At 61.1% G+C, this 21785-nt stretch carries 26 protein-coding genes; 13 read left to right on the top strand and 13 right to left on the bottom strand.

Features of this window, described 5'->3' with window-relative positions; translation table 11 throughout:
* Window positions 1-62: 62 nt before the first annotated feature.
* The 9 genes from Q8L50_RS13590 to Q8L50_RS13550 all read left to right on the top strand — a co-directional run bounded on the left by Q8L50_RS13590 (window position 63) and on the right by Q8L50_RS13550 (window position 9030).
* A complete protein-coding gene (locus Q8L50_RS13590; protein ID WP_370869801.1) occupies window positions 63-911 on the top strand; it encodes a polysaccharide deacetylase family protein in 849 nt (282 codons plus the stop codon).
* Between the two features lie 3 nt (window positions 912-914).
* Window positions 915-1871: a sterol desaturase family protein gene (locus tag Q8L50_RS13585; protein WP_305349172.1), complete on the top strand. Its 957-nt coding sequence runs from the start codon at window positions 915-917 to the stop codon at window positions 1869-1871.
* Between the two features lie 168 nt (window positions 1872-2039).
* Window positions 2040-2888, top strand: coding sequence for an EI24 domain-containing protein (locus tag Q8L50_RS13580; RefSeq protein ID WP_305349171.1), 849 nt, complete (start codon window positions 2040-2042; stop codon window positions 2886-2888).
* Window positions 2885-3709 (top strand): molybdopterin-binding protein, encoded by an 825-nt coding sequence (locus Q8L50_RS13575; RefSeq protein ID WP_305349170.1) that lies wholly within the window; start codon window positions 2885-2887, stop codon window positions 3707-3709. Before Q8L50_RS13580 ends, Q8L50_RS13575 begins: the two co-directional genes overlap by 4 nt.
* Before the next feature lie 221 nt (window positions 3710-3930).
* Entirely contained in the window at window positions 3931-5346 is a 1416-nt protein-coding gene (gene glnA / locus Q8L50_RS13570; RefSeq protein WP_305349169.1) for a type I glutamate--ammonia ligase, read from the top strand.
* Between the two features lie 191 nt (window positions 5347-5537).
* Entirely contained in the window at window positions 5538-6056 is a 519-nt protein-coding gene (locus Q8L50_RS13565; RefSeq protein ID WP_305349168.1) for a hypothetical protein, read from the top strand.
* A 27-nt stretch (window positions 6057-6083) separates the two neighbouring features.
* Window positions 6084-7184: a nitrogen regulation protein NR(II) gene (gene glnL, locus Q8L50_RS13560; protein WP_370869802.1), complete on the top strand. Its 1101-nt coding sequence runs from the start codon at window positions 6084-6086 to the stop codon at window positions 7182-7184.
* A 47-nt stretch (window positions 7185-7231) separates the two neighbouring features.
* Window positions 7232-8770: a nitrogen regulation protein NR(I) gene (ntrC, locus tag Q8L50_RS13555; RefSeq protein ID WP_305349166.1), complete on the top strand. Its 1539-nt coding sequence runs from the start codon at window positions 7232-7234 to the stop codon at window positions 8768-8770.
* Window positions 8767-9030: an HNH endonuclease gene (locus Q8L50_RS13550; protein ID WP_305349165.1), complete on the top strand. Its 264-nt coding sequence runs from the start codon at window positions 8767-8769 to the stop codon at window positions 9028-9030. The genes ntrC and Q8L50_RS13550 overlap by 4 nt, the downstream gene beginning before the upstream one ends.
* A 50-nt stretch (window positions 9031-9080) precedes the next feature.
* Here Q8L50_RS13550 and xth read toward each other — a convergent pair whose 3' ends face one another.
* From xth to Q8L50_RS13510, 8 genes are read right to left on the bottom strand one after another with little or no spacing between them, the layout of a single operon-like run.
* Window positions 9081-9863, bottom strand: coding sequence for an exodeoxyribonuclease III (gene xth, locus Q8L50_RS13545; protein WP_305349164.1), 783 nt, complete (start codon window positions 9861-9863; stop codon window positions 9081-9083).
* A complete protein-coding gene (locus Q8L50_RS13540; protein WP_305349163.1) occupies window positions 9860-10354 on the bottom strand; it encodes a dihydrofolate reductase in 495 nt (164 codons plus the stop codon). The genes xth and Q8L50_RS13540 overlap by 4 nt, the downstream gene beginning before the upstream one ends.
* The gene (locus Q8L50_RS13535) at window positions 10351-10587 is read right to left on the bottom strand and encodes a TfoX/Sxy family protein (RefSeq protein WP_305349162.1); all 237 of its coding nucleotides are present in this window, start codon (window positions 10585-10587) and stop codon (window positions 10351-10353) included. The genes Q8L50_RS13540 and Q8L50_RS13535 overlap by 4 nt, the downstream gene beginning before the upstream one ends.
* Window positions 10588-10605: 18 nt before the next feature.
* The gene (locus Q8L50_RS13530; protein ID WP_305349161.1) at window positions 10606-11454 is read right to left on the bottom strand and encodes a thymidylate synthase; all 849 of its coding nucleotides are present in this window, start codon (window positions 11452-11454) and stop codon (window positions 10606-10608) included.
* Between the two features lie 26 nt (window positions 11455-11480).
* Window positions 11481-11795: a CcdB family protein gene (locus tag Q8L50_RS13525; RefSeq protein ID WP_305349160.1), complete on the bottom strand. Its 315-nt coding sequence runs from the start codon at window positions 11793-11795 to the stop codon at window positions 11481-11483.
* 3 nt (window positions 11796-11798) lie between these two features.
* On the bottom strand, window positions 11799-12089 hold the full coding sequence (locus Q8L50_RS13520; RefSeq protein ID WP_305349159.1) for a type II toxin-antitoxin system CcdA family antitoxin: 291 nt from the start codon (window positions 12087-12089) through the stop codon (window positions 11799-11801).
* 26 nt (window positions 12090-12115) lie between these two features.
* Window positions 12116-13528 (bottom strand): FAD-binding oxidoreductase, encoded by a 1413-nt coding sequence (locus Q8L50_RS13515; protein ID WP_305349158.1) that lies wholly within the window; start codon window positions 13526-13528, stop codon window positions 12116-12118.
* A 4-nt stretch (window positions 13529-13532) separates the two neighbouring features.
* Window positions 13533-13901: a DUF2069 domain-containing protein gene (locus Q8L50_RS13510; RefSeq protein ID WP_305349157.1), complete on the bottom strand. Its 369-nt coding sequence runs from the start codon at window positions 13899-13901 to the stop codon at window positions 13533-13535.
* Window positions 13902-13927: 26 nt separating this feature from the next.
* Here Q8L50_RS13510 and Q8L50_RS13505 point away from each other — a divergent pair, with 26 nt between their 5' ends.
* Entirely contained in the window at window positions 13928-15148 is a 1221-nt protein-coding gene (locus Q8L50_RS13505; RefSeq protein WP_305349156.1) for a YihY family inner membrane protein, read from the top strand.
* 30 nt (window positions 15149-15178) lie between these two features.
* Here the strand turns inward: Q8L50_RS13505 and Q8L50_RS13500 are convergent, their stop codons facing one another.
* The 3 genes from Q8L50_RS13500 to Q8L50_RS13490 form a co-directional block, all read right to left on the bottom strand.
* Window positions 15179-15898: a ribonuclease activity regulator RraA gene (locus Q8L50_RS13500; RefSeq protein ID WP_305349155.1), complete on the bottom strand. Its 720-nt coding sequence runs from the start codon at window positions 15896-15898 to the stop codon at window positions 15179-15181.
* On the bottom strand, window positions 15898-16239 hold the full coding sequence (locus tag Q8L50_RS13495; RefSeq protein ID WP_305349154.1) for an Mpo1-like protein: 342 nt from the start codon (window positions 16237-16239) through the stop codon (window positions 15898-15900). The genes Q8L50_RS13500 and Q8L50_RS13495 overlap by 1 nt, the downstream gene beginning before the upstream one ends.
* 63 nt (window positions 16240-16302) lie before the next feature.
* A complete protein-coding gene (locus tag Q8L50_RS13490; protein WP_305349153.1) occupies window positions 16303-17598 on the bottom strand; it encodes a cytochrome P450 in 1296 nt (431 codons plus the stop codon).
* A gap of 127 nt (window positions 17599-17725) precedes the next feature.
* Here Q8L50_RS13490 and Q8L50_RS13485 point away from each other — a divergent pair, with 127 nt between their 5' ends.
* Both Q8L50_RS13485 and Q8L50_RS13480 read left to right on the top strand, forming a co-directional pair.
* Complete coding sequence (locus tag Q8L50_RS13485) at window positions 17726-18310, top strand: hypothetical protein (RefSeq protein ID WP_305349152.1); 585 nt, start codon at window positions 17726-17728, stop codon at window positions 18308-18310.
* Between the two features lie 29 nt (window positions 18311-18339).
* Window positions 18340-18846, top strand: coding sequence for a hypothetical protein (locus Q8L50_RS13480; protein ID WP_305349151.1), 507 nt, complete (start codon window positions 18340-18342; stop codon window positions 18844-18846).
* A gap of 29 nt (window positions 18847-18875) precedes the next feature.
* Here the strand turns inward: Q8L50_RS13480 and Q8L50_RS13475 are convergent, their stop codons facing one another.
* Window positions 18876-19694 carry an alpha/beta fold hydrolase gene (locus Q8L50_RS13475; protein ID WP_305349150.1) on the bottom strand — a complete coding sequence of 273 codons (819 nt, stop codon included), beginning with the start codon at window positions 19692-19694 and terminating at the stop codon, window positions 18876-18878.
* Window positions 19695-19765: 71 nt separating this feature from the next.
* The gene (locus Q8L50_RS13470; protein ID WP_305349149.1) at window positions 19766-21064 is read right to left on the bottom strand and encodes an O-acetylhomoserine aminocarboxypropyltransferase; all 1299 of its coding nucleotides are present in this window, start codon (window positions 21062-21064) and stop codon (window positions 19766-19768) included.
* Window positions 21065-21219: 155 nt separating this feature from the next.
* On the opposite strand from Q8L50_RS13470, the gene Q8L50_RS13465 reads away from it, so the two are divergent.
* Window positions 21220-21684 carry a CBS domain-containing protein gene (locus Q8L50_RS13465; protein ID WP_305349148.1) on the top strand — a complete coding sequence of 155 codons (465 nt, stop codon included), beginning with the start codon at window positions 21220-21222 and terminating at the stop codon, window positions 21682-21684.
* Window positions 21685-21785: the final 101 nt, after the last annotated feature.

The following is a 21785-nucleotide window of genomic DNA, read 5'->3' as shown; positions in this document are numbered from 1 at the left end:
GAGCCGCTGCGCCTGCGGGCTGGAAGAGCCAGACCCACGGCCCCGGCTGGAATGGGAGAACAGTGCGGCCTTTCGTCGCACTGCGAGTCGCTATATTTTTGATAGCTGCTTGCGCACGTCCCGCATGGGCTGAGGGCTGTTTTGATGCGCAAGGCAAGGCGGCCAAACCGGTTTACCTGACGCTGGACACCGGCCACATGGGTGTCGCGCCGCTGATGGCCGACATCCTGAACAAACACCAGGTCAAGGTCACGTTTTTTGCTGCCAATGAGCGCACGCAGACTGGGGATGGCAGCCTGGGCAGCCACTGGGCGCCCTGGTGGAAGGCGCGCGCCGCCGAAGGCCACGAGTTTGCCTCTCACACCTGGGACCACAGCTATTGGCGTGGTGACCTGGCTGCGGCACCTGCTGGCCAGCCGCAATTTCGCATCAGGCCGTCGGCAGGGCCTGCCGAAGGCAAGGACTTCACCTGGACTGCCGGTCAGTATTGCCAGGAACTGGGCCGTGCCAGCGCCCGCCTGGCAGAGATCACAGGTAAAAAACCGCTTCCGCTGTTTCGTGCGCCGGGTGGCAAAACCTCGGCCGCGCTGCTGGCAGCGGCAAAAACCTGTGGCTATGACCATGTGGGATGGGCGCCCGCGGGTTTTCTGGGCGACGAGTTGCCCAGCGAGCGATACCCGAATGACTTCCTGCTGAAGAAGGCCCTGCGGGACATCCAGCCTGGCGACATTCTGGTGGCGCATCTGGGCATCTGGTCGCGCAAAGACCCCTGGGCGCCGGCCGTGCTGGAGCCGTTGATCGTGGGCCTGAAAGCGCGTGGCTTGTGCTTTGCCACCCTGCGTGAGCACCCGCGCTACAAAGCCTGGATAGCGTCGGCGGGGGCCGAGCCAGCTGTCAAGACGGCAAAATAAGGCATGGACGGTCTGGCTGAAATTTTTGGAGTGGTGCAGCAGTGGCTGTTTGAGGCTGCCGTGCAGCGAGCCCTGTTTGCGCTGGGCCTGGGCAATCTGCTGGAAGACGGTTACGAAGCCACCGCCTGGTTTCTGGTCGGTGTGATCCAGATTGCCGTGCTGCTGGCTGTCATCGGGCCGCTGCAGCGCTGGCGACCGGTCGAGCCGGTGCTGGATCGCGCCACCATACGCACCGACATGCTCTACACGGTGATACACCGGCTGGGCGTGTTTCGCATTGCCCTGTTTTTCACGCTCGAGCCCTGGTTTGACGAGGCTTTTGGCGCACTGCGCACAGAGGGTTATGGCACCTTCCACCTGGACCAGCTCTGGCCCGGCGTGACGGACGGCGCGGTGGTGAGTTTTCTGATCTATCTGGTGGTGTTTGATCTGCTGGGGTACTGGATTCACCGGGCCCAGCACCAGTCGGGCCTGTGGTGGCGCCTGCATTCGCTGCACCATGCGCAGCGCCAGATGACGATGTGGAGCGACAACCGCAATCACCTGCTCGACGACATTCTGGTGGACAGCCTGCTGGTGATTGCCGCGCAGCTGATCGGTGTGGCACCCGGGCAGTTCATTGCCATCGTGGCCGTCACGCAGCTGAGCGAGAGTTTTCAGCATGCCAACCTGCGCCTGTGGTTTGGCCGGGTCGGCGAGCGGCTGTGGGTCAGCCCGCGTTTTCACCGGCTGCATCACAGCATCGGCGTGGGGCACGAGTCGGCAGGCAAAAACACGTTGGGGGGGCACAACTTTGGCGTCCTTCTGCCCTGGTGGGACATGTTGTTCAAGACTGCCAACTTTGAGCAACGCTACGACCCCACGGGGGTGCGTGACCAGGTTGAACAAAGCCGCGACTACGGGCGGGGATTCTGGTCGCAGCAATGGGTGGGGTTCAAACGCCTGTTCGGCAAAGCCTGAGTCTCGCTTGGAGTATCCACGTCTTCATACCAGCTGGGGCCGCCGAACCCGCTTTGCCGGTCCGCAGGCGCAGCGGCCTCTTCTTCCGTGCAAGGGGCAGGGATCCGCCGCAGGCTCGAAGTGAGCGACCGTGGGGGCTTTATATAGCGTGGGGGCTACACTTTATCCATGAACAAACTTCTTGATTCATTCTGGCGCGCGGCGATGTACTGCCTGCATCCCCGGGTGATTGCGTTGTCGTTTCTGCCGCTGATCATCATGGCGGCGATCTCGCTGGCGCTGGCCTATTTTTTCTGGAACGACGCGCTGACTGGCGTGCGCGCGGGCCTGGACAGTTATGAGCTGTTGGGCAGCATGGTGCGCTGGCTGGAGGGGCTGGGGCTGGGCGACCTGCGGGTGGTGCTGGCGCCCACCATCCTGCTGTTTTTGACCATTCCGCTGATAGTCATGGCTTCGCTGCTGTTTGTGGCTTTGCTGATGACGCCGACCATGGTGGCGCTGGTGGCCGAGCGCCGCTTTCCGGCGCTTGAGCGCAAAAAAGGCGGCTCGCTGCTGGCCAGCCTGTTCTGGTCGCTGAGTTCGACCCTGCTGGCCGCTATTGCGCTGCTGGTGTCCATTCCGCTGTGGCTGATTCCGCCGCTGATATTAATCCTGCCGCCCCTGATCTGGGGTTGGCTGACCTACCGCGTGATGTCGTACGACGCGTTGGTGGACCACGCCAGCGCTGAAGAGCGGCGCGAGATTTTTCGCCGCCATCGCAGCAGCCTGCTGGGCATAGGCGTGCTCAGCGGTTATCTGGGCGCGGCGCCCAGCCTGATATGGGCCTCTGGCGCCATGTTTGTGGCCATGGCCCCGATTCTGGTGCCGGTGGCCATCTGGATCTACACCCTGGGGTTTGCTTTTTCGTCGCTCTGGTTTGCCCACTACTGCCTGGCGGCGCTGGAGCAACTTCGCAAGCAAAACATGCCTCCGGCCCTTGATCAGCCTGCGCAAGCAGCTATTGAATCCATAGCATGACCACACATTTCGGACTCATCATCGTCGGCGACGAAATCCTCTCCGGCAAACGCGCTGACAAACACCTGCCCAAGGTGATTGGGCTGCTGGCGGCGCGCGGCCTGCAGCTCAGTTATGCCGATTACGTGGGCGACGACCCCGATCGCATCACGGCCACGCTGGCGCACGCCTTTGCCGCAGCCCGCGCCTCGGGCGACGTGGTGTTTTGCACCGGGGGCATAGGCGCCACGCCAGACGACCACACGCGACAGTGCGCCGCGCGGGCGCTTGGCGTGGAGTTGGCCCTGCACCCCGAGGCCGAGCGCCTGATCCGCGAGCGCATGCAGGACATTGCCAAAGAGCAGAGCGTGCCCTACGAGCCCGACCGGCACGACAACATCCACCGGCTCAACATGGGCATGTTTCCGGTTGGCGCCGCCATCATCCCGAATCCGTACAACAAAATCCCTGGTTTTTCCTGCCGGGCGGGGCAAGGGGCGGTGCATTTCGTGCCGGGGTTTCCTGTCATGGCCTGGCCCATGATTGAGTGGCTGCTGGATACGCACTATGCTGGTTTGCACCAAAAATTGGCCTACAGCGAAAAATCGGTGATTGTCATGGGATCGATGGAGGCAGCCCTCACGCCCTTGATGCTGGAGATTGAAGCCAGTCACAAGGGCGTCAAAGTCTTCAGCCTGCCCAGCGTGGATCATCCCGACTATGGCCGTCACATTGAGTTGGGGGTCAAGGGTTTGCCGGAAAACGTCGACGCGGCCTATCCGGTGCTGCTGGCTGGTCTGCACAATCTGGATGCGAAGTTAGGCCCCGAATTGGTGCGCTGAAGGTTGCCCCAATATGGTGCAAATAGCATTGCACTAATTCGGTGCATCACGCCCAGCCCTGATTTTTCTGCATCACAGGCCGCTTGGGGTCCAATCTGCGTGCAAGATCGCGGCACAATCGCAGGCTTGGCAGCAAAAAAGCGCCAGCGGGTGTGGCATAAAAAGTGCATTCACCCGGTCCGAAAGCATTTTTAACAACCATCCAGCAACAGGAGATTCTGATGGCAAAGACCGTCGCAGACGTCATGAAAATGGTCAAGGAAAACGAAGTCAAGTTTGTTGACTTCCGTTTTACCGACACCCGGGGCAAAGAACAGCACGTGACCGTGCCAGTGTCCCACTTTGACGAAGACAAATTCACCTCAGGCCATGCCTTCGACGGTTCCTCAATTGCCGGCTGGAAAGGCATTGAAGCCTCCGACATGCAGTTGATGCCTGACCCGAAAACGGCCAACATCGACCCCTTCTTTGAAGAGACCACGCTGTTCATGAGCTGCGACGTGCTGGAGCCTAGCGACGGCAAGGCCTATGACCGCGACCCGCGCTCCATTGCGCAGCGCGCAGAGGCCTATCTCAAGGCTTCCGGCCTGGGCGACACCGCCTACTTTGGCCCCGAGCCGGAATTTTTCATCTTTGACGACGTGCGCTGGAACACCGACATGTCGGGCACCTTCTTCAAGATCGACGAATACGAAGCCCCCTGGAACTCCGGCAGCAAGCTTGAAGGCGGCAACCGCGGCCACCGTCCTACCGTCAAGGGCGGCTATTTCCCTGTGCCTCCCGTGGACAGCACGCAGGACATGCGCGCTGAGATGGCGCTTGTGCTGGAGTCGCTCGGCATTCCGGTCGAAGTGTTCCACCACGAAGTGGCTGGCGCGGGCCAGAACGAGATCGGCACCAAGTTCAGCACGCTGGTGCAGCGCGCCGACTGGACCCAGATCCTGAAATATGTGGTGCAAAACGTCGCCAATGCCTACGGCAAAACGGCTACTTTCATGCCCAAGCCCATCGTTGGCGACAACGGCTCCGGCATGCACGTGCACCAGTCAATCTGGAAAGACGGCAAAAACCTGTTTGCCGGTGACGGTTATGCAGGTCTGTCTGATTTCGCGCTGTACTACATCGGCGGCATCATCAAACATGCGCGCGCACTGAACGCCATCACCAACCCCGGTACCAACAGCTACAAGCGCCTGGTCCCCGGTTATGAGGCACCGGTCAAGCTGGCGTATTCGGCCAAAAACCGTTCGGCATCGATTCGTATTCCTTACGTCGCCAACCCCAAGGGCCGCCGCATTGAGGCACGTTTCCCCGATCCGCTGATGAACCCCTACCTCGGCTTCTCGGCCCTGATGATGGCCGGTCTCGATGGCGTGGAAAACAAGATCCATCCCGGCGAAGCCGCCACCAAAGACCTCTACCATCTGCCGCCAGAAGAAGATGCAAAAGTGCCAACCGTGTGTCACAGCCTGGACCAGGCACTGGACTGCCTCGACGTGGGTCGCAGCTTCCTGACCAAGGGCGGCGTCTTCACCGACAGCATGATCGACGCCTATATCGAGCTGAAAATGGGTGAAGTCACGCGCCTGCGCCAGGCCACACACCCGATCGAGTTCGACATGTACTACTCACTGTAATTTTTTACAGTCACCAGCTAAAAAGGACGGCTTTTGCCGTCCTTTTTTTATGCGTCCCCGGGTTTGAAGCGACGCATGGTTGCTTCAGGCAGACGCCCGGCATGGTTATGCGTGCCGCGTTTTTGCTTTTTCAACCCCTTTGCGGGATACTGACAGACCGTCCTTGGCCTAACAGGCACTTGGAGTTACGCATGAAACTTACAGTACTTCTTTCAATTTCCGCCGCGCTTTTTGCCAGCAGCCTGACTGCGGCTTTGGCGCAGGAGCGTATTTACCGCTGCAGCGCCAAAGCCGGTGGTACGCCTGAATACATCAACAACGCCAAAGATGCGCAGGCGCGCGGCTGCAAGCAGATTGAAGGGGGCAACGTGACTGTGGTGCAGACTGGCCCGGTCAGCAAACCCGCAGTGCGTGTTGCGGCGGCAGCGCAGGCAGCGCCAGGTCCCAGCAGTGAAGAGCAGCGCGCACGCGACGGTGACACCCGCGCCATTCTGGAGGCGGAACTCAAGAAAGCCGAGCAGCGCCTGGCCGAGCAGCAAAAAGAATTCAACAACGGACAGCCCGACAAGCAGGGCATTGAAGGGCGCAACTACCAGCGGTATCTGGACCGCGTCGCCGAAATGAAAGAGGGCATTGCCCGCCACGAAAGTGACATTGCCGGCCTGAAGCGGGAAATTTCACGTTTGCCGGGAAACACCGCCAGACAGTAAGCCTGTCCCTGACCGTTCTGCGTCAGAATAGGTGGCTTGAAAAAGCCCAATCTTTTCGCGGCGGCGCTTGTCCCCGCGTCCATTCGTTTCCAATCCTTTGACCTGCTGGCCACACTGGTGGCGGTGGTGCGAACCAACGGCGTGGTGGTGTTTGCCAATGCCGCGCTGGAAGACGCTCTCGGGACCTCGCGCCGAACCATCGAGGGCTCACAACTGCCCGATTGCTTCACTGAGCCGCTGATTCTGCACAATGCGCTGGAAGGCGCTGGCAGCAACGAGTTTGCAGCGCTGCGTTACGACGCCTGGCTCAAGCCCCTGAACCGCGAGCCCCTGCCGGTACACGTGGTGGTGGCGCAAACCGACACACCGGGCGAAGCGATTGTCGAGCTGTTGCCACTGGAACAGCAGGCCAAACAGGACCGCGAAGAGCGCCTGATGGACCAGGCGCAAGCCAACAAAGAGCTGATTCGCAACCTGGCGCACGAAATCAAGAACCCGCTGGGCGGTATACGCGGCGCGGCCCAATTGCTGCAAATGGAGATCGAGTCCAAAGAGCTGACCGAATACACCCAGGTCATCATTCACGAAGCCGACCGGCTGCAAAGCCTGGTGGACCGCCTGCTGGCGCCGCACCGCAGGCCGCATCTGGTGGGCGATGTGAACATCCATGAGGTCTGCGAGCGCGTGCGCTCACTGATTCTGGCGGAGTTTCCCAGAGGGCTGCGGGTGCTGCGCGACTACGACATCTCGATCCCGGATTTCCGCGGTGACCGCGAGCAGCTGATCCAGGCGGTGCTCAACATTGCGCACAATGCCGCGCAGGCCCTGGCTGAGCGCATCGCGGCGGGTGATGCGCAGATCACTTTCAAGAGCCGGATTGCCCGGCAAGTAACTTTTGGCAAGCAGCGCTATCGCTTGGCACTGGAATTGCATGTTGTTGACAATGGACCGGGTGTTCCGGACTCCATCAAGGACCGTATCTTCTATCCCCTGATCTCGGGGCGGGAGGGCGGTTCCGGGCTGGGGCTGACATTGGCACAAACCTTTGTTCAGCAACACCACGGCTTGATTGAGTGCGACAGCGTCCCCGGCCGCACGGATTTCAAGTTGCTGATACCACTGCCTTGAGGTCTGTCGTCTTTCACGGATAACTGGTAGTACCAAAGGGACAAAACATGAAACCGATCTGGATTGTGGACGATGACCAGTCCATCCGGTTTGTGCTGGAGAAAGCCCTGCTGCGCGAGGGCCTGCCAACGCGCAGCTTCACCAACCCGCGCGAAGTCCTGCTCGCACTTGACAGCGCCACAGAAGAAGACGGCCCGCAAGTGCTGGTCAGCGACATCCGCATGCCCGGTGGCTCGGGTCTGGATCTGCTGGAAAAGGTCAAACAGAAGCTGCCCGGCTTGCCGGTCATCATCATGACGGCGTTTTCCGACCTGGACAGCGCGGTATCGGCCTTTCAGGGCGGCGCTTTTGAATACCTGCCCAAGCCGTTTGACCTGCCCAAAGCGGTCGAGCTGATTCGTCGGGCCGTCGAAGAAAGCCAGCGTGAGGAAGTGGCCGAAGAACGCATGGCCGCCACGCCCGAAATGCTGGGCCAGGCGCCTGCCATGCAGGACGTGTTTCGCGCCATTGGCCGCCTGAGCCAGAGCATGGTGACGGTGATGATCACCGGCGAGTCCGGCTCTGGCAAAGAGCTGGTCGCCCGTGCCCTGCACAAACACTCACCCCGTGCCAACGGGCCCTTTGTGGCGATCAACACCGCCGCTATTCCCAAAGACCTGCTGGAGTCCGAACTCTTCGGTCACGAGCGTGGCGCCTTCACCGGCGCGCAAACCATGCGCCGCGGCCGCTTCGAGCAGGCCGACGGCGGCACGCTGTTTCTGGATGAAATCGGTGACATGCCGTTTGACCTGCAGACACGGCTTCTGCGTGTGCTGAGCGACGGCAATTTCTACCGTGTCGGCGGGCACAACGCCGTCAAGACCAACGTGCGCGTGATCGCCGCGACCCACCAGGACCTGGAGCAACGTGTCAAGGAAGGCGGCTTCCGCGAAGACCTGTTTCACCGCCTCAACGTCATCCGCCTGCGCCTGCCGGCCCTGCGCGAGCGGCGTGAAGATGTGTTTATGCTGACGCGGCACTTTTTGCAGCAAAGTGCCAAACAGCTGGGCGTTGAGCCCAAACGCATCTCCGATGCCGCGCTGCAGCAACTGAGCACTTTCGCCTTTCCCGGCAATGTACGCCAGCTGGAGAACATCTGCCACTGGCTCACGGTGATGGCGCCGGCCCAGGTCATTGAACCGAAAGATTTACCGCCCGAGGTGCTGGGCGCTGTGGCTGAGCCGGGCAAGGCGTCCGCGTTGGTCGAAGGTGTCCCGTCGCCACGCCACCCTCCGCCGGTGGGCGAAGTTGCCCATGGGCCATCCGCCGAGCCGGCACATGCCGACAAGATCAGTGTGCCCATGGCTGCTGTCTCCGCTGCGCCTGTCCTGAGCAGCGCCTGGGAGGCCGGTCTGGAGGCAGAGGCGCTGGCGCTGCTGGCAACGGGGCGCAGTGATGTGTGGGACGTCCTGACACGGCGTTTTGAATCCAAGCTGATCCAGACCGCCTTGCTCAACACCCGGGGGCGCCGCATTGAAGCCGCACAAAAGCTGGGCATAGGCCGCAACACCATCACGCGCAAGATCCAGGAATTACATCTGGAGTGAGCCGCTTATCCCTGACCCGCGACAAGATCTATAAAACCGTGGCCCGGCAGCTGCATGGCCAGGTGCCGTGCTGGGTCTGTGGTGAACATGTGTTGCCGGCGGCGGCTACGCTGGAGCACATTCGCCCACTCAGCGAAGGCGGCAACAGCCACGCGGAAAACCTGGCTATCAGCCATGAGGTCTGCAACAGCCAGCGCCACGCGAAAGGGCTTGTTGTCGAGTCGCTTGAGTCGCCCGGGCGCGTTGCCCGTGTTTTATGAATGAAATCGGCCTTCAGCCCATGTGTGGCGGGCGTACACGGCTCTTTTATTTATAGCAAATCAAGCTGCACCACGACCGGCACATGGTCACTTGGGCGCTCGTTTTTGCGCGGCAGCTTGTCGATCACGCAGCTTTGCACGGCCGGCTTGAGCGCATCGCTGACCAGAATGTAGTCAATGCGCAGACCGCGGTTGCGGCGAAACGCAAACTCGCGGTAATCCCACCAGGAGTAACTTTTTTCCGGCTGCTCGAAAAGGCGGAAGGCATCGTGAAGGCCCAGGCCCAGCAGGGCTTTCAGGTGCTCACGTTCCTCTGTCGTGTGATGAATCGTTTCGCGCAGGCCTTCGGCGTCGTAAGTGTCGCGGTCATCGGTCGTGATGTTGAAGTCGCCCACCAGCACCAAATTGGGCTGCGCCGCTAGTTCGTCCTTGAGCCAGTTGCGCAGGCCTTGCAGCCACTTCATCTTGTACTCAAACTTCTCGGTGCCGGGCGCCTGGCCGTTGACGAAGTAACCGTTGACCAGCCGCAGTTCGCCCTGTGGCGTGTCCAGCGTCGCGGCGATCACGCGCGACTGCTCGTCGCTGAAGCCGACGATGTTTTTGACAATGTTGCGCGCCGGTGTGCGGCTCAGAATGGCCACACCGTTGTAGGTTTTCTGGCCGAAGACCGCGCTCTGGTAACCCGCCGCAGCCAGTGCCTCCAGTGGAAACTTGTCGTCACTGAGCTTGAGCTCCTGCAGGCACAAGGCATCAACCGGGTTGGCGGCCAGCCAGTCCAGCACCTGCGGCAGGCGCACCGCCAGGGAGTTGACGTTCCAGGTGGCAATTTTCATGGGCGCTCCAGCGTGACAAAACTGTAGGGCACGCCTTTGACCGAGACCTGGGTGCTGCTGCGCGCGGTTTCACGCCAGGCCGGGCCCAGCGTGGGCGCGTACGCGTCACCCTCGAAGTCCTGCGCTATCTCGGTGACTTCGACGCGTGCGGCCAGAGGCTCCGCCTGCGCATAAATCTGTGCACCGCCGATCACCCAGATGTCGGGCACCGCGCCGGCCAGTGCCAGCGCTTCTTTGAGGCTGCCGGCGCGCGTGGCGCCTTCGGCCTGCCAGTCGGTCTGCCGCGTGATCACGATGTTGGTACGGCCCGGCAGCGGGCGAAATTTCGGTGGTATTGAATCCCAGGTCTTGCGGCCCATGATGACCGGGCAACCGTGGGTGAGTTGCTTGAAATGCGCCAGGTCTTCCGGCAGGTGCCAGGGCATGACGCCGTCCTTGCCAATGACGCCATTGGCGGCGCGGGCGTAAATGAGGTTGATGCTTTGGGTCATGATGTTTGTTCCAGAGCCAGCAAAAGCGACAGGCGATCCTGTTGCGCAATGGTCTGCCAGGCCTGGTCAGTGAGCGCGCCTTCAATCGCCCACAACAGATTAAGTGATGGCTTCCCACCGCTGGCATGCACGGCTCGATAAGCATTGATCGAGCCGATCTGGCGCAGCTGCGGCTCCGAGGTGATACCGGCCTGGTTAAGCAGGCGCTCAGAGGCGGGGCCCAGATTGCGCAAGTTTCTCAGCATGTGCGCTCACACCGCTACCGGCGCCTTGATCGCCGCATGGTGCTGGTAATCCAGAAACTCGAAATCATCAAATTCGTAGTCAAAAATCGAGTCGGGTTTGCGCTTGATCTTCAGTGTCGGGTAAGGGTAGGGCGTGCGGCTCAGTTGCAGCGCTACCTGCTCGGCGTGGTTGCTGTAGATGTGGCAGTCGCCGCCGGTCCAGATGAAGTCGCCGACGTCCAGGTCACACTGCTGCGCCACCATGTGGGTCAACAGCGCGTAACTGGCGATGTTGAAGGGCACGCCGAGGAAGATGTCGGCACTGCGCTGGTAGAGCTGACAACTGAGTTTGCCTTTGCCGCCCGGCTCAGTGGCAGGGGCCACATAAAACTGGAAGAAGGCGTGGCAGGGCATCAACGCCATTTTGGACAGCTCGGCCACGTTCCAGGCGCTGACGATGATTCGGCGCGAGTCCGGGTTGGTCTTCAGGGTTTTGATGACGTCGGCGATCTGGTCAATGTGACCGCCGTCCGGCGTTGGCCAGCTGCGCCACTGCACGCCATAGACCGGGCCCAGGTCGCCGTCTTCACGCGCCCATTCGTCCCAGATGGTGACGCCGCGGTCCTTCAGCCAGTTGTTGTCGCTCGATCCCTGCAGAAACCACAGCAGCTCGTGCACGATGGATTTGAGATGGACCTTCTTGGTGGTCACCAGCGGAAAACCTTCATTCAGGTCAAAGCGCATCTGGTAGCCGAACACGCTTTTGGTACCGGTGCCGGTGCGGTCGGCCTTGAACACGCCGTGCGTGTCCACATGGCGCATGAAATCTTCGTATTGGGAGCGGATGGGATGGTTGGACGCGGAAGTCGGAATCATGAAGAAGCTTTCTGGGCGTATCGGTATCAGTAAGCGCCAAACAACGCGTCCAGGGCGTCCTGGACCACGGCCTGTTGGGGTTGCAAGCTGGCCACCGGTGTGTGTAGCCAGTTGCGCGGAAAGGTCGCCATGGTGGGTGTGTCCAGAACGACTTTTCGGCCCGCTATGGAGAAGGCGGGGTGCACTCTTTCAAGCCGCGCTCCATGTATCTTGGCATCGCTCAAGGGGATGACGATGCGCGTTTCGACGCCGCTGAGATGATCGTTTTGGACGTCAAGCACAAAAGGCGTATGGGCGTGTTCGGATTTTTCGGGATTGGTGTAAACGTCAAAGCGCGCCATCGGTCAGGCAGCTTTCTTGTCTTTGGTGCTCGCCCGGCCATCGCCCATGCTGCGGGCGAAAGTCCGGTACTTCGCGCCCCAAATGCCGTGCTCCCTGATTCGCTCGTTGTAAGCTTCGATGGCCTCTTTGTTGCGCTCATTCCACTGCTCCCAATAGCGCCGCTCGACTTCCTTGGCCAGCAGTTCGTTGACCGTCTGGGAGACATTCATGCCCATTTCGCGAGCGGCCTCCAGGACTTTCGAGTTGAGCGAAAGATTGGTCGCTTTTTTTGGCGCGTTGTCGAACTTCAGCATAAACGCCTCCACAGAAGATGCGCACATTATATGCGCAGTACCCGCCCAGGATTCATCAGGTTATCCGGATCCAGCGCCTTTTTGATGGCACGCATCATGCCCAGCGCAACCGGCGATTTGTGCTTTTCCAGCTTGCCGACCTTCAGGCTGCCCACGCCGTGTTCGGCCGAGATCGAGCCGCCAAATGACTGGACCGAGTCGAAGACCAGTGTATTCACGCGTTCTTCCTGCTCGCGCAGAAAGGCGGCAGCGTCACCGCTGGCCGGGGCCTGCACGTTGTAGTGCAGGTTGCCGTCGCCGAGGTGGCCGAAGTTGACCAGGCGCACACCGGGAATGGCCTTTTGCAGCAGCGCGTCGGTGGCGCGCACAAATTCCGGAATCAGCGACACCGGAATCGAAATATCGTGTTTGATGTTCAGGCCCTCTTCAGCCTGCGCCATCGGAATACTTTCCCGGATATGCCAGAGCTGGTGGGCTTGCTGCAGGTTTTCTGCGACCACGGCGTCGGTCACACAGCCTTCCTCCATCGCGGTTTCCAGCAAGCGTTCAAACTGATCGCGCGCGTGGCTTTCGGACTCGTGGTCGGAGTTTTCGAGCAACACGCAAAACGCTGTGTCGGCGTACAAGGGCACGCGCTGCTGGGGAAAGTGCTGTGCCACCAGGCTCAGCGCAAACTGGCCCATGACTTCAAAACCGGTCAGGCCGGCGCCCAGGTGGCGGTGCGCCAGACCCAGCAGGGTGACCGCATCGTCCATCGAAGGGACAGCGGCCCAGGCGGTCAGTTGCGCGGCCGGCATGGGGTACAGCTTCATGGTCGCTGCGGTGATGATGCCCAGCGTGCCTTCGCTGCCGATAAACAGGTTGCGCAGGTCGTAACCGGTGTTGTCCTTGCGCAGGCCCGACAGGCCTTCCCAGACCTCACCCTGTGCAGTGACCACTTCCAGGCCCAGGCACAAATCACGCGCATTGCCGTAACGCAGCACCTGCGTGCCGCCTGCGTTGCTGCCCAGGTTGCCGCCTAGGGTGCAACTGCCTTCGGCGGCCAGGCTCAGCGGAAACAGGAAACCGGCTTTTTCGGCGGTCTCCTGCAGGGTTTGCAAAATGCAGCCCGCTTCCACCGTGACGGTCAGATTGGCCGCGTCGATGGCGCGAACCGCATTCATGCGTTGCAGGCTCAGCACTACCTGGCGACCAGAATCATCCGGTATGGAGCCGCCGACCAGGCCGGTGTTGCCGCCTTGGGGAACCAGAGCAATACCTGCCGCTGCGCAAGCCTTCACCACAGCGGCCACCTCAGCGGTGTTGCCGGGTCGCACCACGGCCAGCGCTTTGCCGCGCGATCGTTTGCGCCAATCGAGCTCATAAGCCGAGAGGTCGCCATCCGAGAGTACGTAGGGCGCGCCGACCACGGCACGCAACTGGGCGAGAAAGGTGTCCATAAGCTCAGACCGGCAGTGGGGTTTTCTTCAGGCGAATGCGCACATGCATGGCGCAGGCGGTGAATAGCAGCAGGCACAGCGCTACTTCAATCAAGGCAAGGTAGTTGCCGGGGGGCTTGTCGCTCCAGGCGCGCACCGCGCCCTCGGTGAAATACAGCCAGACCATCAGGCTGAGCCAGCGGTAGGTGTACATGCGGTTTTTCAGCAACCCGGCCAGCGGAATACACAGCGGCAGCACCTTCAGGGCCAGCAGTGAGCCGCCGGGGCGCAATGGCGCCAGCCACATCTCCCAGGCCAGGCCCAAAATGATCAGGGCTGAAAGGCTACCGACGGCGAGCCAGCGGGTGGCATCGATCTGCGTTGATTTGTTCATAAGTTGTCGATGGCATGATACCGGGGATGAAATTCCAGCAGTCCCTGCAGCAGTTATTGGCGGACCTGTCGCATTTTCCGTGGCGCGACACCGCCATCACCCTGCGCCAGCGTTTTCGCGAAGACCACATGGGCCTGACGGCCAGCAGCCTGACTTTCACCACCAGCATTGCGCTGGTGCCGTTTTTTACAGTGGCGCTGGCCATCTTCACCGCGTTTCCGATGTTCTCCAAGCTGCAAGGTGCGCTGCAGGTTTGGCTGGTCAACAGCCTGATCCCTGACAACATCTCGCGCCAGGTGCTGGGCTACCTGACGCAATTTGCCAAACAGGCCAACAAGCTGGGCGTGGTGGGTCTGGGGGTGTTGCTGGGCACCGCCATTGCGCTGATCCTGACCATAGACCGCACACTCAACGGCATCTGGCGCGTCAAACGGCCACGGCCGCTGGCACAGCGTGTGCTGATCTACTGGGCAGCGATCACACTGGGTCCGCTGGTGCTGGGCGCCAGTCTGGCGGTCACGTCGTACGTCATATCTGCCTCACGCGGCATGGTGGGCGCCATGCCGGGCGGGCTGCGCATTGTGCTGGACCTGCTGCAGTTTTTTTTGCTGGCGGGGGGCATGGCGGCGCTGTACCGCTATGTGCCCAACACCTACGTGCGCTGGGCACATGCCTGGCTGGGGGGGCTGTTTGTGGCCTCGGGCATCGAGCTGGCAAAAAAAGCGCTGACCTTATACCTGAGCAGCGTGCCGACCTATTCCCTGGTGTACGGCGCGTTTGCCACCTTGCCTATTTTGCTGGTCTGGATTTACGTCGCCTGGGTGATTGTGCTGCTGGGTGCGGTGATTGCCGCCTACCTGCCCAGCCTGCTGGCGGGGGTGAAGCGGCGCGGCAGTGCGCATGGCTGGCAGTTCCAGCTGGCGGTTGAGCTGCTGCAGCAACTGCATGCCGCGCGCAGTACCGCCCGCATGGGGCTGGAGGGCTCTGAGCTGGCGCGCGCCCTGCAAGTCGATGTGCTGCAACTGGAGCCGGTGCTGGGTACCTTGACGGCACTGGACTGGATAGGCCAGCTCAGCGACCCGGACGATGCGCACGAAGCGCGTTACGTGTTGCTGGCCGACCCGGACGCCACCGCGCTGGAGCCCTTGATGGCGCAGTTGCTGCTTAGTCGTGACCCGTCGATGGAAAATTTATGGGAAAGCGGGCGTTTTCCCATGCTGCGACTGCGTGACGTATTATCAAAATGATAGCTTTCCAAGGCCTGCACGGGTTTGTTTTCAGGCTTTTTTAGCCGCCTCGTAACGCGCCTTGTTTTCCGCGTTGGGCGGGTACAGGCCCGGCAAGGCCGCGCCCTTGTCCACCTCACTCATGATCCAGCTCTCCAGCCGCTCCTGCTCGGGCGCCAGAAGCAACATTTCCTCAAGCAGCGCGGCCGGGATCAGAACCGCGCCATCGTCATCGACCACGATGACATCGCCCGGAAACACCGCGACGCCGCCGCAGGCAATCGGCTGCTGCCAGGCCACAAAGGTCAGGCCTGCCACCGAGGGCGGTGCGGCCGCTCCGCTGCACCAGACCGGCAGGCCGGTGCCCAGCACGCCGGCCTGGTCGCGCACCACACCGTCAGTCACCAGCGCCTTCACGCCGCGCTTTTGCATGCGCGCGCACAGGATGTCGCCAAAAATTCCGGCATCGCTGACGCCCATCGCATCCACCACCGCGATGCAGCCTGCGGGCATGTCTTCAATCGCCGCGCGGGTCGATATCGGCGAGGACCAGGACTCGGGCGTGGCCAGGTCTTCGCGTGCCGGCACAAACCGCAGGGTGAAGGCCCGGCCCACCAGCCGCGGCTGGCCGGCGCGTAATGGCCGGGCGCCGCGCAGCCAGACATTGCGCAGCCCTTTCTTGAGCAGCAGGGTGGTCAGCGTCGCGGTGGTGATGCCCGAAAGAATTTCCAGCACCCGCGGCTCCAGCTGCATGTTGACGGCGTCTGGCATCAGATTTTCACCTTTCCCAGCCAGATGTCCCGGTACATCGCCCAGTCGCCCATGAAGCTGTAGAGCGGGCGCTTGAAAGACGCAGGTTTGTTTTTCTCGAAGCCAAAATGCCCGACCCAGGCAAAACCATAACCCACCAGCAAGCCGGCCAGCAACCACCACGGGTTGCGCGTGAGCAGCAGGGCGGCAAAACACAGCAGCGACAGGCTGGAGCCCGCGAAGTGCAGGCGGCGGCAGGTCCGGTTGCTGTGTTCGCTCAGGTAGAAGGGGTAGAACTCTGCGAAGCTTTTGAAGGCTTTTGCATCGGGCGCCGGCTGTGGGTGTGTCTGAGTGCTGCTCACGGTGGTCTCCTGTCTTTTGTATGTGTCTCTACCGTCTTCGGACTTGTCCTGCCATGATAGCCATCAAGCGATCACGAAGGGTGCTTTCAGAAAACCGCGAAAGCGCGCCCGCCCGCCGCGCAGCGGGGCCTCCGTCAGACGGTAGCCAGGAAAGCGCTGCAAAAAGCGCCCGACCGCGATGCGGCCTTCCAGCCGCGCCAGACTGAGGCCGGCGCACTGGTGAATGCCGAAGCCAAACGCCAGGTGTCGGTTGTTGTCTCGCGCCAGGTCCAGTTGTTCGGGGTGGGCAAACTGCGCCGGGTCGCGGTTGGCTGCGCCTATACACAAGGTCAGCAGCGCGCCCTCCGTCAGGTCCACGCCACCGACGGTGCAGGCCTTGAGCGCGCGCCGGTTGCTGAGCTGGTTGGACGACTCAAAACGCAGAAATTCATCAATTTCCATCGTCAAATCGACCTCTGGCCCTTGCTGGTCGTGCGTAGACAGCTTCAGTTTTGATAGCAATTGGCCCTTTGCCTCCGGCCACTCCTGCAGTGCCACCAGGGCGTTGCCGATCAAATTGGTGGTGGTCTCATGCCCGGCGTTGAGGATGAAGACGCAGTTTTGCAGCAGTTCGGTTTCGCTGAGTTTTTCGCCAGCATCTTCGCCCTGAATCAGCCGCGTCAGCACGTCATGCTCGGGGTCGCCCGGATGTTCCCGGCGTTCGGCCACTAGGGTCTGGAGGTACGCCGTGAACTCGCTGACGCTGCGGTTGCCCAGGGCTTCCTGCGCGGGCGTGAGTCTGGGCTCCAGCGCGCCCAGGATGGCCAGCGACCAGTCGCGCAGGGGCCTGCGGTCGGTATGTGGCACGCCCAGCAGGTTGCCGATGATCTCCACCGGAATGGCCGAGGCGAAGTCCTCGATCAAATCGCCACCGCCTTTGGCCTCCATCGCATCCAGCAGACCGTCCACCAGCTTGACCAAGCCCGGCTCCATGTCGGCAATCGCCCGGCGCGTCAGCGCGCCCATGATGAGCTTGCGCACACGGGTGTGCAGCGGCGGGTCGTTGAACACCAGGCTGGTGGTGTGGTGCGCCAGCAGCGGCGAACCTGCGCCGTACTTGGGCGTGAACTCCACCTTCTTGTCCGAGCTGAAGGTCTGCGCATCGCGGTACACCGCCACCAGATCGGCATACCGTGTCAGAAACCAGGAGCCGTCGGGCATGCGCCTGACCGGTTCGGTCTCGCGCAGCAACGCATAAACCGGGTAGGGGTTGGCGTAAAAGTCGGCGGGCAGCTCGCGCAGGTCGAAGCTGGCCGCAATCTGCGTTGCACGTTCGGGCGACATCGGCGGGGTGATGTCAAACGGGTCGGGATTGGGCATGCCTGAATTCTGGCATGGGACTTACTGCGGAAAACAGGGGTTGACGACATGGAGGACGATGGCTCTCCGCTTATAGTTGCGCCTGTCATTTCATAAAACACAAAAAATACAGCCTTGGGAGGGGTATATGAAGCACCTGTTATCCATTTTTGTAGCCATGGCTCTTTCGGGTTGTGCGTCTGGTCCACTGGACGCGCCCGGAACCTTTCTTCCTCCGCAACATGACCGAGCCTTGGCTTCCGCCGTGCTGTGTTGCAAGTCTTACAGCGACATTCGGTATGCCCCTTTGACGCGGGGGAAGACCAGCGATGTACTGATCTTGCCAACATCCCCAGTGTTTGAATTCGACGGGAGGCGAAGTTTTTTTGCAGCTTTTGAGCTGGCAGGTGGCGTGAATCGAATTTTGACGGTCACCACCAAACCGGTGAACCTTGTGTGGAATCCGGATGGCCACGTGATGGTGCCATCGGTTGAGTTTCTCGACCACGGACACAAAAAAATTGAGCTCGCGCGACCTCAATATGCCCCGCAGCGGGGAGAGTCCGGTGCGCAGGCCTTTTTGAAAGTTCCTGATGGCGCCCGGTATGTGATCGTGTTGAGCGGCACTCAAGCTTCAGGTATTTCATGGCCTGATAGCGACCAGCGATCGGGACAACTTTTTATCCGCAGTGGACCGACAGGAAAGATCGGTGTATTGCTGCTCGGCGGTTGAAATTGGCGAAACTACAAGAAGGAGGAAAAATGATTAACGTCATGAAGCTCGTTGGTGGACTTTTGTTTGGGCTGTCCTTGCATGGTTGTGCAGCTTACAAGCCGGTTCCTGAGGGCTACACGGGACCGGTCGCAGTGGTTGCCGATTCCGGTATGCCGGTGGACGGAACAAAATCGATAATTTTTGCCTTGATGGATGTCGATGGTCAGGGTATCGACAACAGCTTTCGGGCTTCGGCGGGTGCGAGCCATGGTCGGGGGTTTGCGCTCACGACCCAGTTTGTCGGCCGCCCCGTGCCAGCCAGCAAAGCCATGAAAGTCAGGTTGAAGGGTTCGCATATCACCGGTGCGCCTATCCATGCCATTGCCAGCCAGATCGCGGGCACTTTTTTCTCAGTGGAAGGTGTGGTGGACTTCACGCCGATGTCGGGCGGAAACTACGTGGTTAGGGGCGAACTGAAGAAGGGCGGGTCTTCCGTCTGGATTGAAGATCGCGCGACAGGCTTGCCCGTCACAGAAAAAATCATTGAAAAGTAGGCAGAGTCCATCCCTGCCGGGCCATTTTCTCAAGTCAGCAGGAAATCCCGCATCGCAAACAGCGTTTCTTCAGGCGCTTCCGTCATCTGGTGATGGCCGACAGGAACATTGACCACCTGCACAGTTTTGCCGCTGGCCCGCGCTTTGGCGATCAGGGGCTGTGCGGCTTTGGCCTGCGTCATCTGGTCTTGTGCACCCAGCAAAAACAGCACCGGGCAGCTGATCTGCGTGATCGCGGCTTCGCCGTTGGCATAACTGTCGCAGGCCTTGAAGCCGCGGTGGAACACGTTGACTTTGCCGTTGCTGGCCAGCACGCGGCGGCCCAGGGCCATGTTGGCGCCATAAACCCAGGTGCCTGGTCCCAGCGCCGAGGGTGGCGCGGCCAACGTACTGCGCGAGAAAACATTGATCATCTTCAGCGCCTTCATCGGCTCGTTCAGCGCAGCGTCCAGCAAAGCAGGTGAGACCTTCATCGGATAAGCCGTGCCAACCAGCACCAGGTGGCTCACACGCTCTTTCAGCTGTGCAGCCGCCTCCAGTGCAATCAGCGACCCCCAGCTGTGGCCGACCAGCGCTGCGCGCTGCACGCCAGCGGCGGCTAGCAGGGCCGTGACAAAGGACGCACCCTGCTCGACGCTGGACGGTGCTTCGCCCTCGCTTTTGCAATGGCCCGGCAGGTCTACCGCCAGTACGTTCCAGCCGTGGTGGGCGAGGTAGCGGCTTTGCAAAATCCAGACGCTGTGGTCGTGGAGCACGCCGTGGACTAACACCACCGTGGGTTTGGTGGCGTCAAAAGGTTTGCCGCCGGTGTAGCAATAGGTTTTGTCACCCTTGACTTGCAGATACATACAGATGGGTCTCCAGACCGTTCGCCCTGCGCCTGTCGAAGGGGGCTTCGACAGGCTCGGCTCGAACGGAGTTAAATGGTTTTTTCCGCCGCCTTCAGCGCCCGCTTCAGGTCATCGATCAGGTCGTCCGGGTCTTCCAGGCCGATCGACAGACGAATCGTGCCCTGCGTGATGCCGGCGCCGGCCAGCGCCTCGTCGCTCATGCGAAAGTGGGTGGTGCTGGCCGGGTGAATCACCAGGCTGCGGCAGTCGCCCACATTGGCGAGGTGGCTGAAGACCTTGAGCGTCTCGATGAAGGCCTTGCCTTGTTCCCGATTGCCCTTGATGTCGAAGCTGAACACCGAACCGGCGCCGCGCGGCAGCAGTTTTTTGGCCAGCGCGTGGCTGCTATGGCTTTCCAGCATCGGGTGGCCGACTCGCGCGACCAGCGGGTGGCTGGCCAGAAAGGCCACGACTTTTTCGGTGTTGCTCATGTGGCGCGCCATGCGCAGCGGCAGGGTTTCGATGCCCTGCAAAATCAGCCAGGCGGTGTGCGGGCTCATGCAGGCGCCAAAGTCGCGCAGGCCCTCGCGCCGCGCGCGCAGCAAGAAAGCGCCTACCGTGCTTTCCTCGCTGAACACCATGTTGTGAAAGCCCTCGTAGGCTTCGGTCAGTTCGGCAAATTTGCCTGACTTCTCCCAGTCAAAGCTGCCGCCATCGACCACGATGCCGCCTATCACCGTGCCGTGGCCGCTCAGGAACTTGGTGGCCGAGTGGTAGATCAGGTCGGCGCCGTGGTCAAAGGGCTTGATCAGCCAGGGCGATGTCAGGGTGGAGTCCATCAGCAGCGGCACGCCAGCTTCATGCGCGATGGTCGACACGGTGGGCATGTCCAGCACGTCCAGGCCGGGGTTGCCCACGGTTTCGCCAAAAAACAGCTTGGTGTTGGGGCGGACCGCAGCGCGCCAGCCGTCGATGTCGCCGGGTTTGACAAAAGTCGTTTCAATGCCGAAGCGGCGCATGGTGTAGTGCAGCAGGTTCTGGCTGCCGCCGTACAGCGCAGTGGAGGCGACGATGTGCGAGCCCGCGCCCATCAGCGTGGCAATGCTCAGGTGCAGGGCTGCCTGGCCGCTGGCGGTGGCAATCGCGCCAATGCCGCCTTCCAGGGCCGCCACCCTTTGCTCCAGCACCGCATTGGTCGGGTTGCTGATGCGTGAATAGACGTGGCCGGCGCGCTCCAGGTTGAACAAGGAGGCCGCATGGTTGCTTGATTCAAAGACAAAAGAGGTGGTCAGGTGGATCGGCACAGCGCGTGCGCCTGTGGTCGGGTCGGGCGCGGCGCCGGCATGCAGGGCCAGCGTGTCAAAGCCCGGGTCAGAGTAACCAGACATGGAGTCTCCAAAAAATGGGGGAAGCGGCATTCACACTGAAACAAATCGAAGTGGCCCGCCAGCGGATTGTGGGCTATATTTGAACTGAATTTCCTGCCGGGCGGCACCGGGGAAAAACCGTCAGACTGCCGAGACAAATTCCAGAGGAGCGCCCCATGAAAGTCCTTGATATCCTGCGCGTCAAAGGCAACACCCTGTATACCGTCCACTCTGACGAACCACTGGCCAAGGCCGCCCAGATCATGGCCGAAAAGGACATTGGTTCGCTGGTGGTGATGGAGCACGGGGACCTGGTCGGTATGTTGACCTTCCGTGAGGTGATCCTGTGTATCGTCAAAAACGGCGGCGAAATCGGCGGCACGCTGGTGCGCACGGCCATGGACGACGCGCCGCTTACCTGCACCCCCGACACCGAGATCGATGAAGTCCGCCGCATGATGCTGGGCCGGCATGCGCGCTACATGCCGGTGCTGAACAAAAAAGTGCTTGAGGGCGTGATTTCGTTTTACGACGTGGCCAAGGCGGTGGTGGACGGGCAGAACTTCGAGAACAAGATGCTCAAGGCTTATATCCGGGATTGGCCTTCTGAGGAAGACGAGACGCCAGAGACCAAGCTCTGAGGCATGGCCTCTGCCCGAATTTTGCTATAAATTCAGTAGCTGCCTACGCCCGCCACCCAAGGGCGGGTGGCCGATTTGTATGCAGACTCACGCCATGCTGG

This window comes from Polaromonas sp., assembly GCF_030680935.1.
Taxonomy (GTDB): Bacteria; Pseudomonadota; Gammaproteobacteria; order Burkholderiales; family Burkholderiaceae_C; genus Polaromonas.
This window is presented reverse-complemented; position numbering and strand designations above follow the sequence as displayed.

Bases quoted from the DNA above. Each gene is read 5' to 3' on its own strand.
- Q8L50_RS13575 (WP_305349170.1), top strand. From the start codon at position 2,885: ATGACCACACATTTCGGACTCATCATCGTCGGCGACGAAATCCTCTCC.
- Q8L50_RS13520 (WP_305349159.1), bottom strand. From the start codon at position 12,089: ATGCTGAAGTTCGACAACGCGCCAAAAAAAGCGACCAATCTTTCGCTC.
- Q8L50_RS13540 (WP_305349163.1), bottom strand. From the start codon at position 10,354: ATGACCCAAAGCATCAACCTCATTTACGCCCGCGCCGCCAATGGCGTC.
- xth (WP_305349164.1), bottom strand. From the start codon at position 9,863: ATGAAAATTGCCACCTGGAACGTCAACTCCCTGGCGGTGCGCCTGCCG.
- Q8L50_RS13515 (WP_305349158.1), bottom strand. From the start codon at position 13,528: ATGGACACCTTTCTCGCCCAGTTGCGTGCCGTGGTCGGCGCGCCCTAC.
- Q8L50_RS13465 (WP_305349148.1), top strand. From the start codon at position 21,220: ATGAAAGTCCTTGATATCCTGCGCGTCAAAGGCAACACCCTGTATACC.
- Q8L50_RS13585 (WP_305349172.1), top strand. From the start codon at position 915: ATGGACGGTCTGGCTGAAATTTTTGGAGTGGTGCAGCAGTGGCTGTTT.
- Q8L50_RS13490 (WP_305349153.1), bottom strand. From the start codon at position 17,598: ATGCCCAATCCCGACCCGTTTGACATCACCCCGCCGATGTCGCCCGAA.
- Q8L50_RS13565 (WP_305349168.1), top strand. From the start codon at position 5,538: ATGAAACTTACAGTACTTCTTTCAATTTCCGCCGCGCTTTTTGCCAGC.
- ntrC (WP_305349166.1), top strand. From the start codon at position 7,232: ATGAAACCGATCTGGATTGTGGACGATGACCAGTCCATCCGGTTTGTG.
- Q8L50_RS13530 (WP_305349161.1), bottom strand. From the start codon at position 11,454: ATGATTCCGACTTCCGCGTCCAACCATCCCATCCGCTCCCAATACGAA.
- Q8L50_RS13485 (WP_305349152.1), top strand. From the start codon at position 17,726: ATGAAGCACCTGTTATCCATTTTTGTAGCCATGGCTCTTTCGGGTTGT.
- Q8L50_RS13510 (WP_305349157.1), bottom strand. From the start codon at position 13,901: ATGAACAAATCAACGCAGATCGATGCCACCCGCTGGCTCGCCGTCGGT.
- Q8L50_RS13580 (WP_305349171.1), top strand. From the start codon at position 2,040: ATGAACAAACTTCTTGATTCATTCTGGCGCGCGGCGATGTACTGCCTG.
- Q8L50_RS13470 (WP_305349149.1), bottom strand. From the start codon at position 21,064: ATGTCTGGTTACTCTGACCCGGGCTTTGACACGCTGGCCCTGCATGCC.
- Q8L50_RS13525 (WP_305349160.1), bottom strand. From the start codon at position 11,795: ATGGCGCGCTTTGACGTTTACACCAATCCCGAAAAATCCGAACACGCC.
- Q8L50_RS13480 (WP_305349151.1), top strand. From the start codon at position 18,340: ATGATTAACGTCATGAAGCTCGTTGGTGGACTTTTGTTTGGGCTGTCC.
- glnA (WP_305349169.1), top strand. From the start codon at position 3,931: ATGGCAAAGACCGTCGCAGACGTCATGAAAATGGTCAAGGAAAACGAA.
- Q8L50_RS13505 (WP_305349156.1), top strand. From the start codon at position 13,928: ATGAAATTCCAGCAGTCCCTGCAGCAGTTATTGGCGGACCTGTCGCAT.
- Q8L50_RS13500 (WP_305349155.1), bottom strand. From the start codon at position 15,898: ATGCCAGACGCCGTCAACATGCAGCTGGAGCCGCGGGTGCTGGAAATT.
- Q8L50_RS13475 (WP_305349150.1), bottom strand. From the start codon at position 19,694: ATGTATCTGCAAGTCAAGGGTGACAAAACCTATTGCTACACCGGCGGC.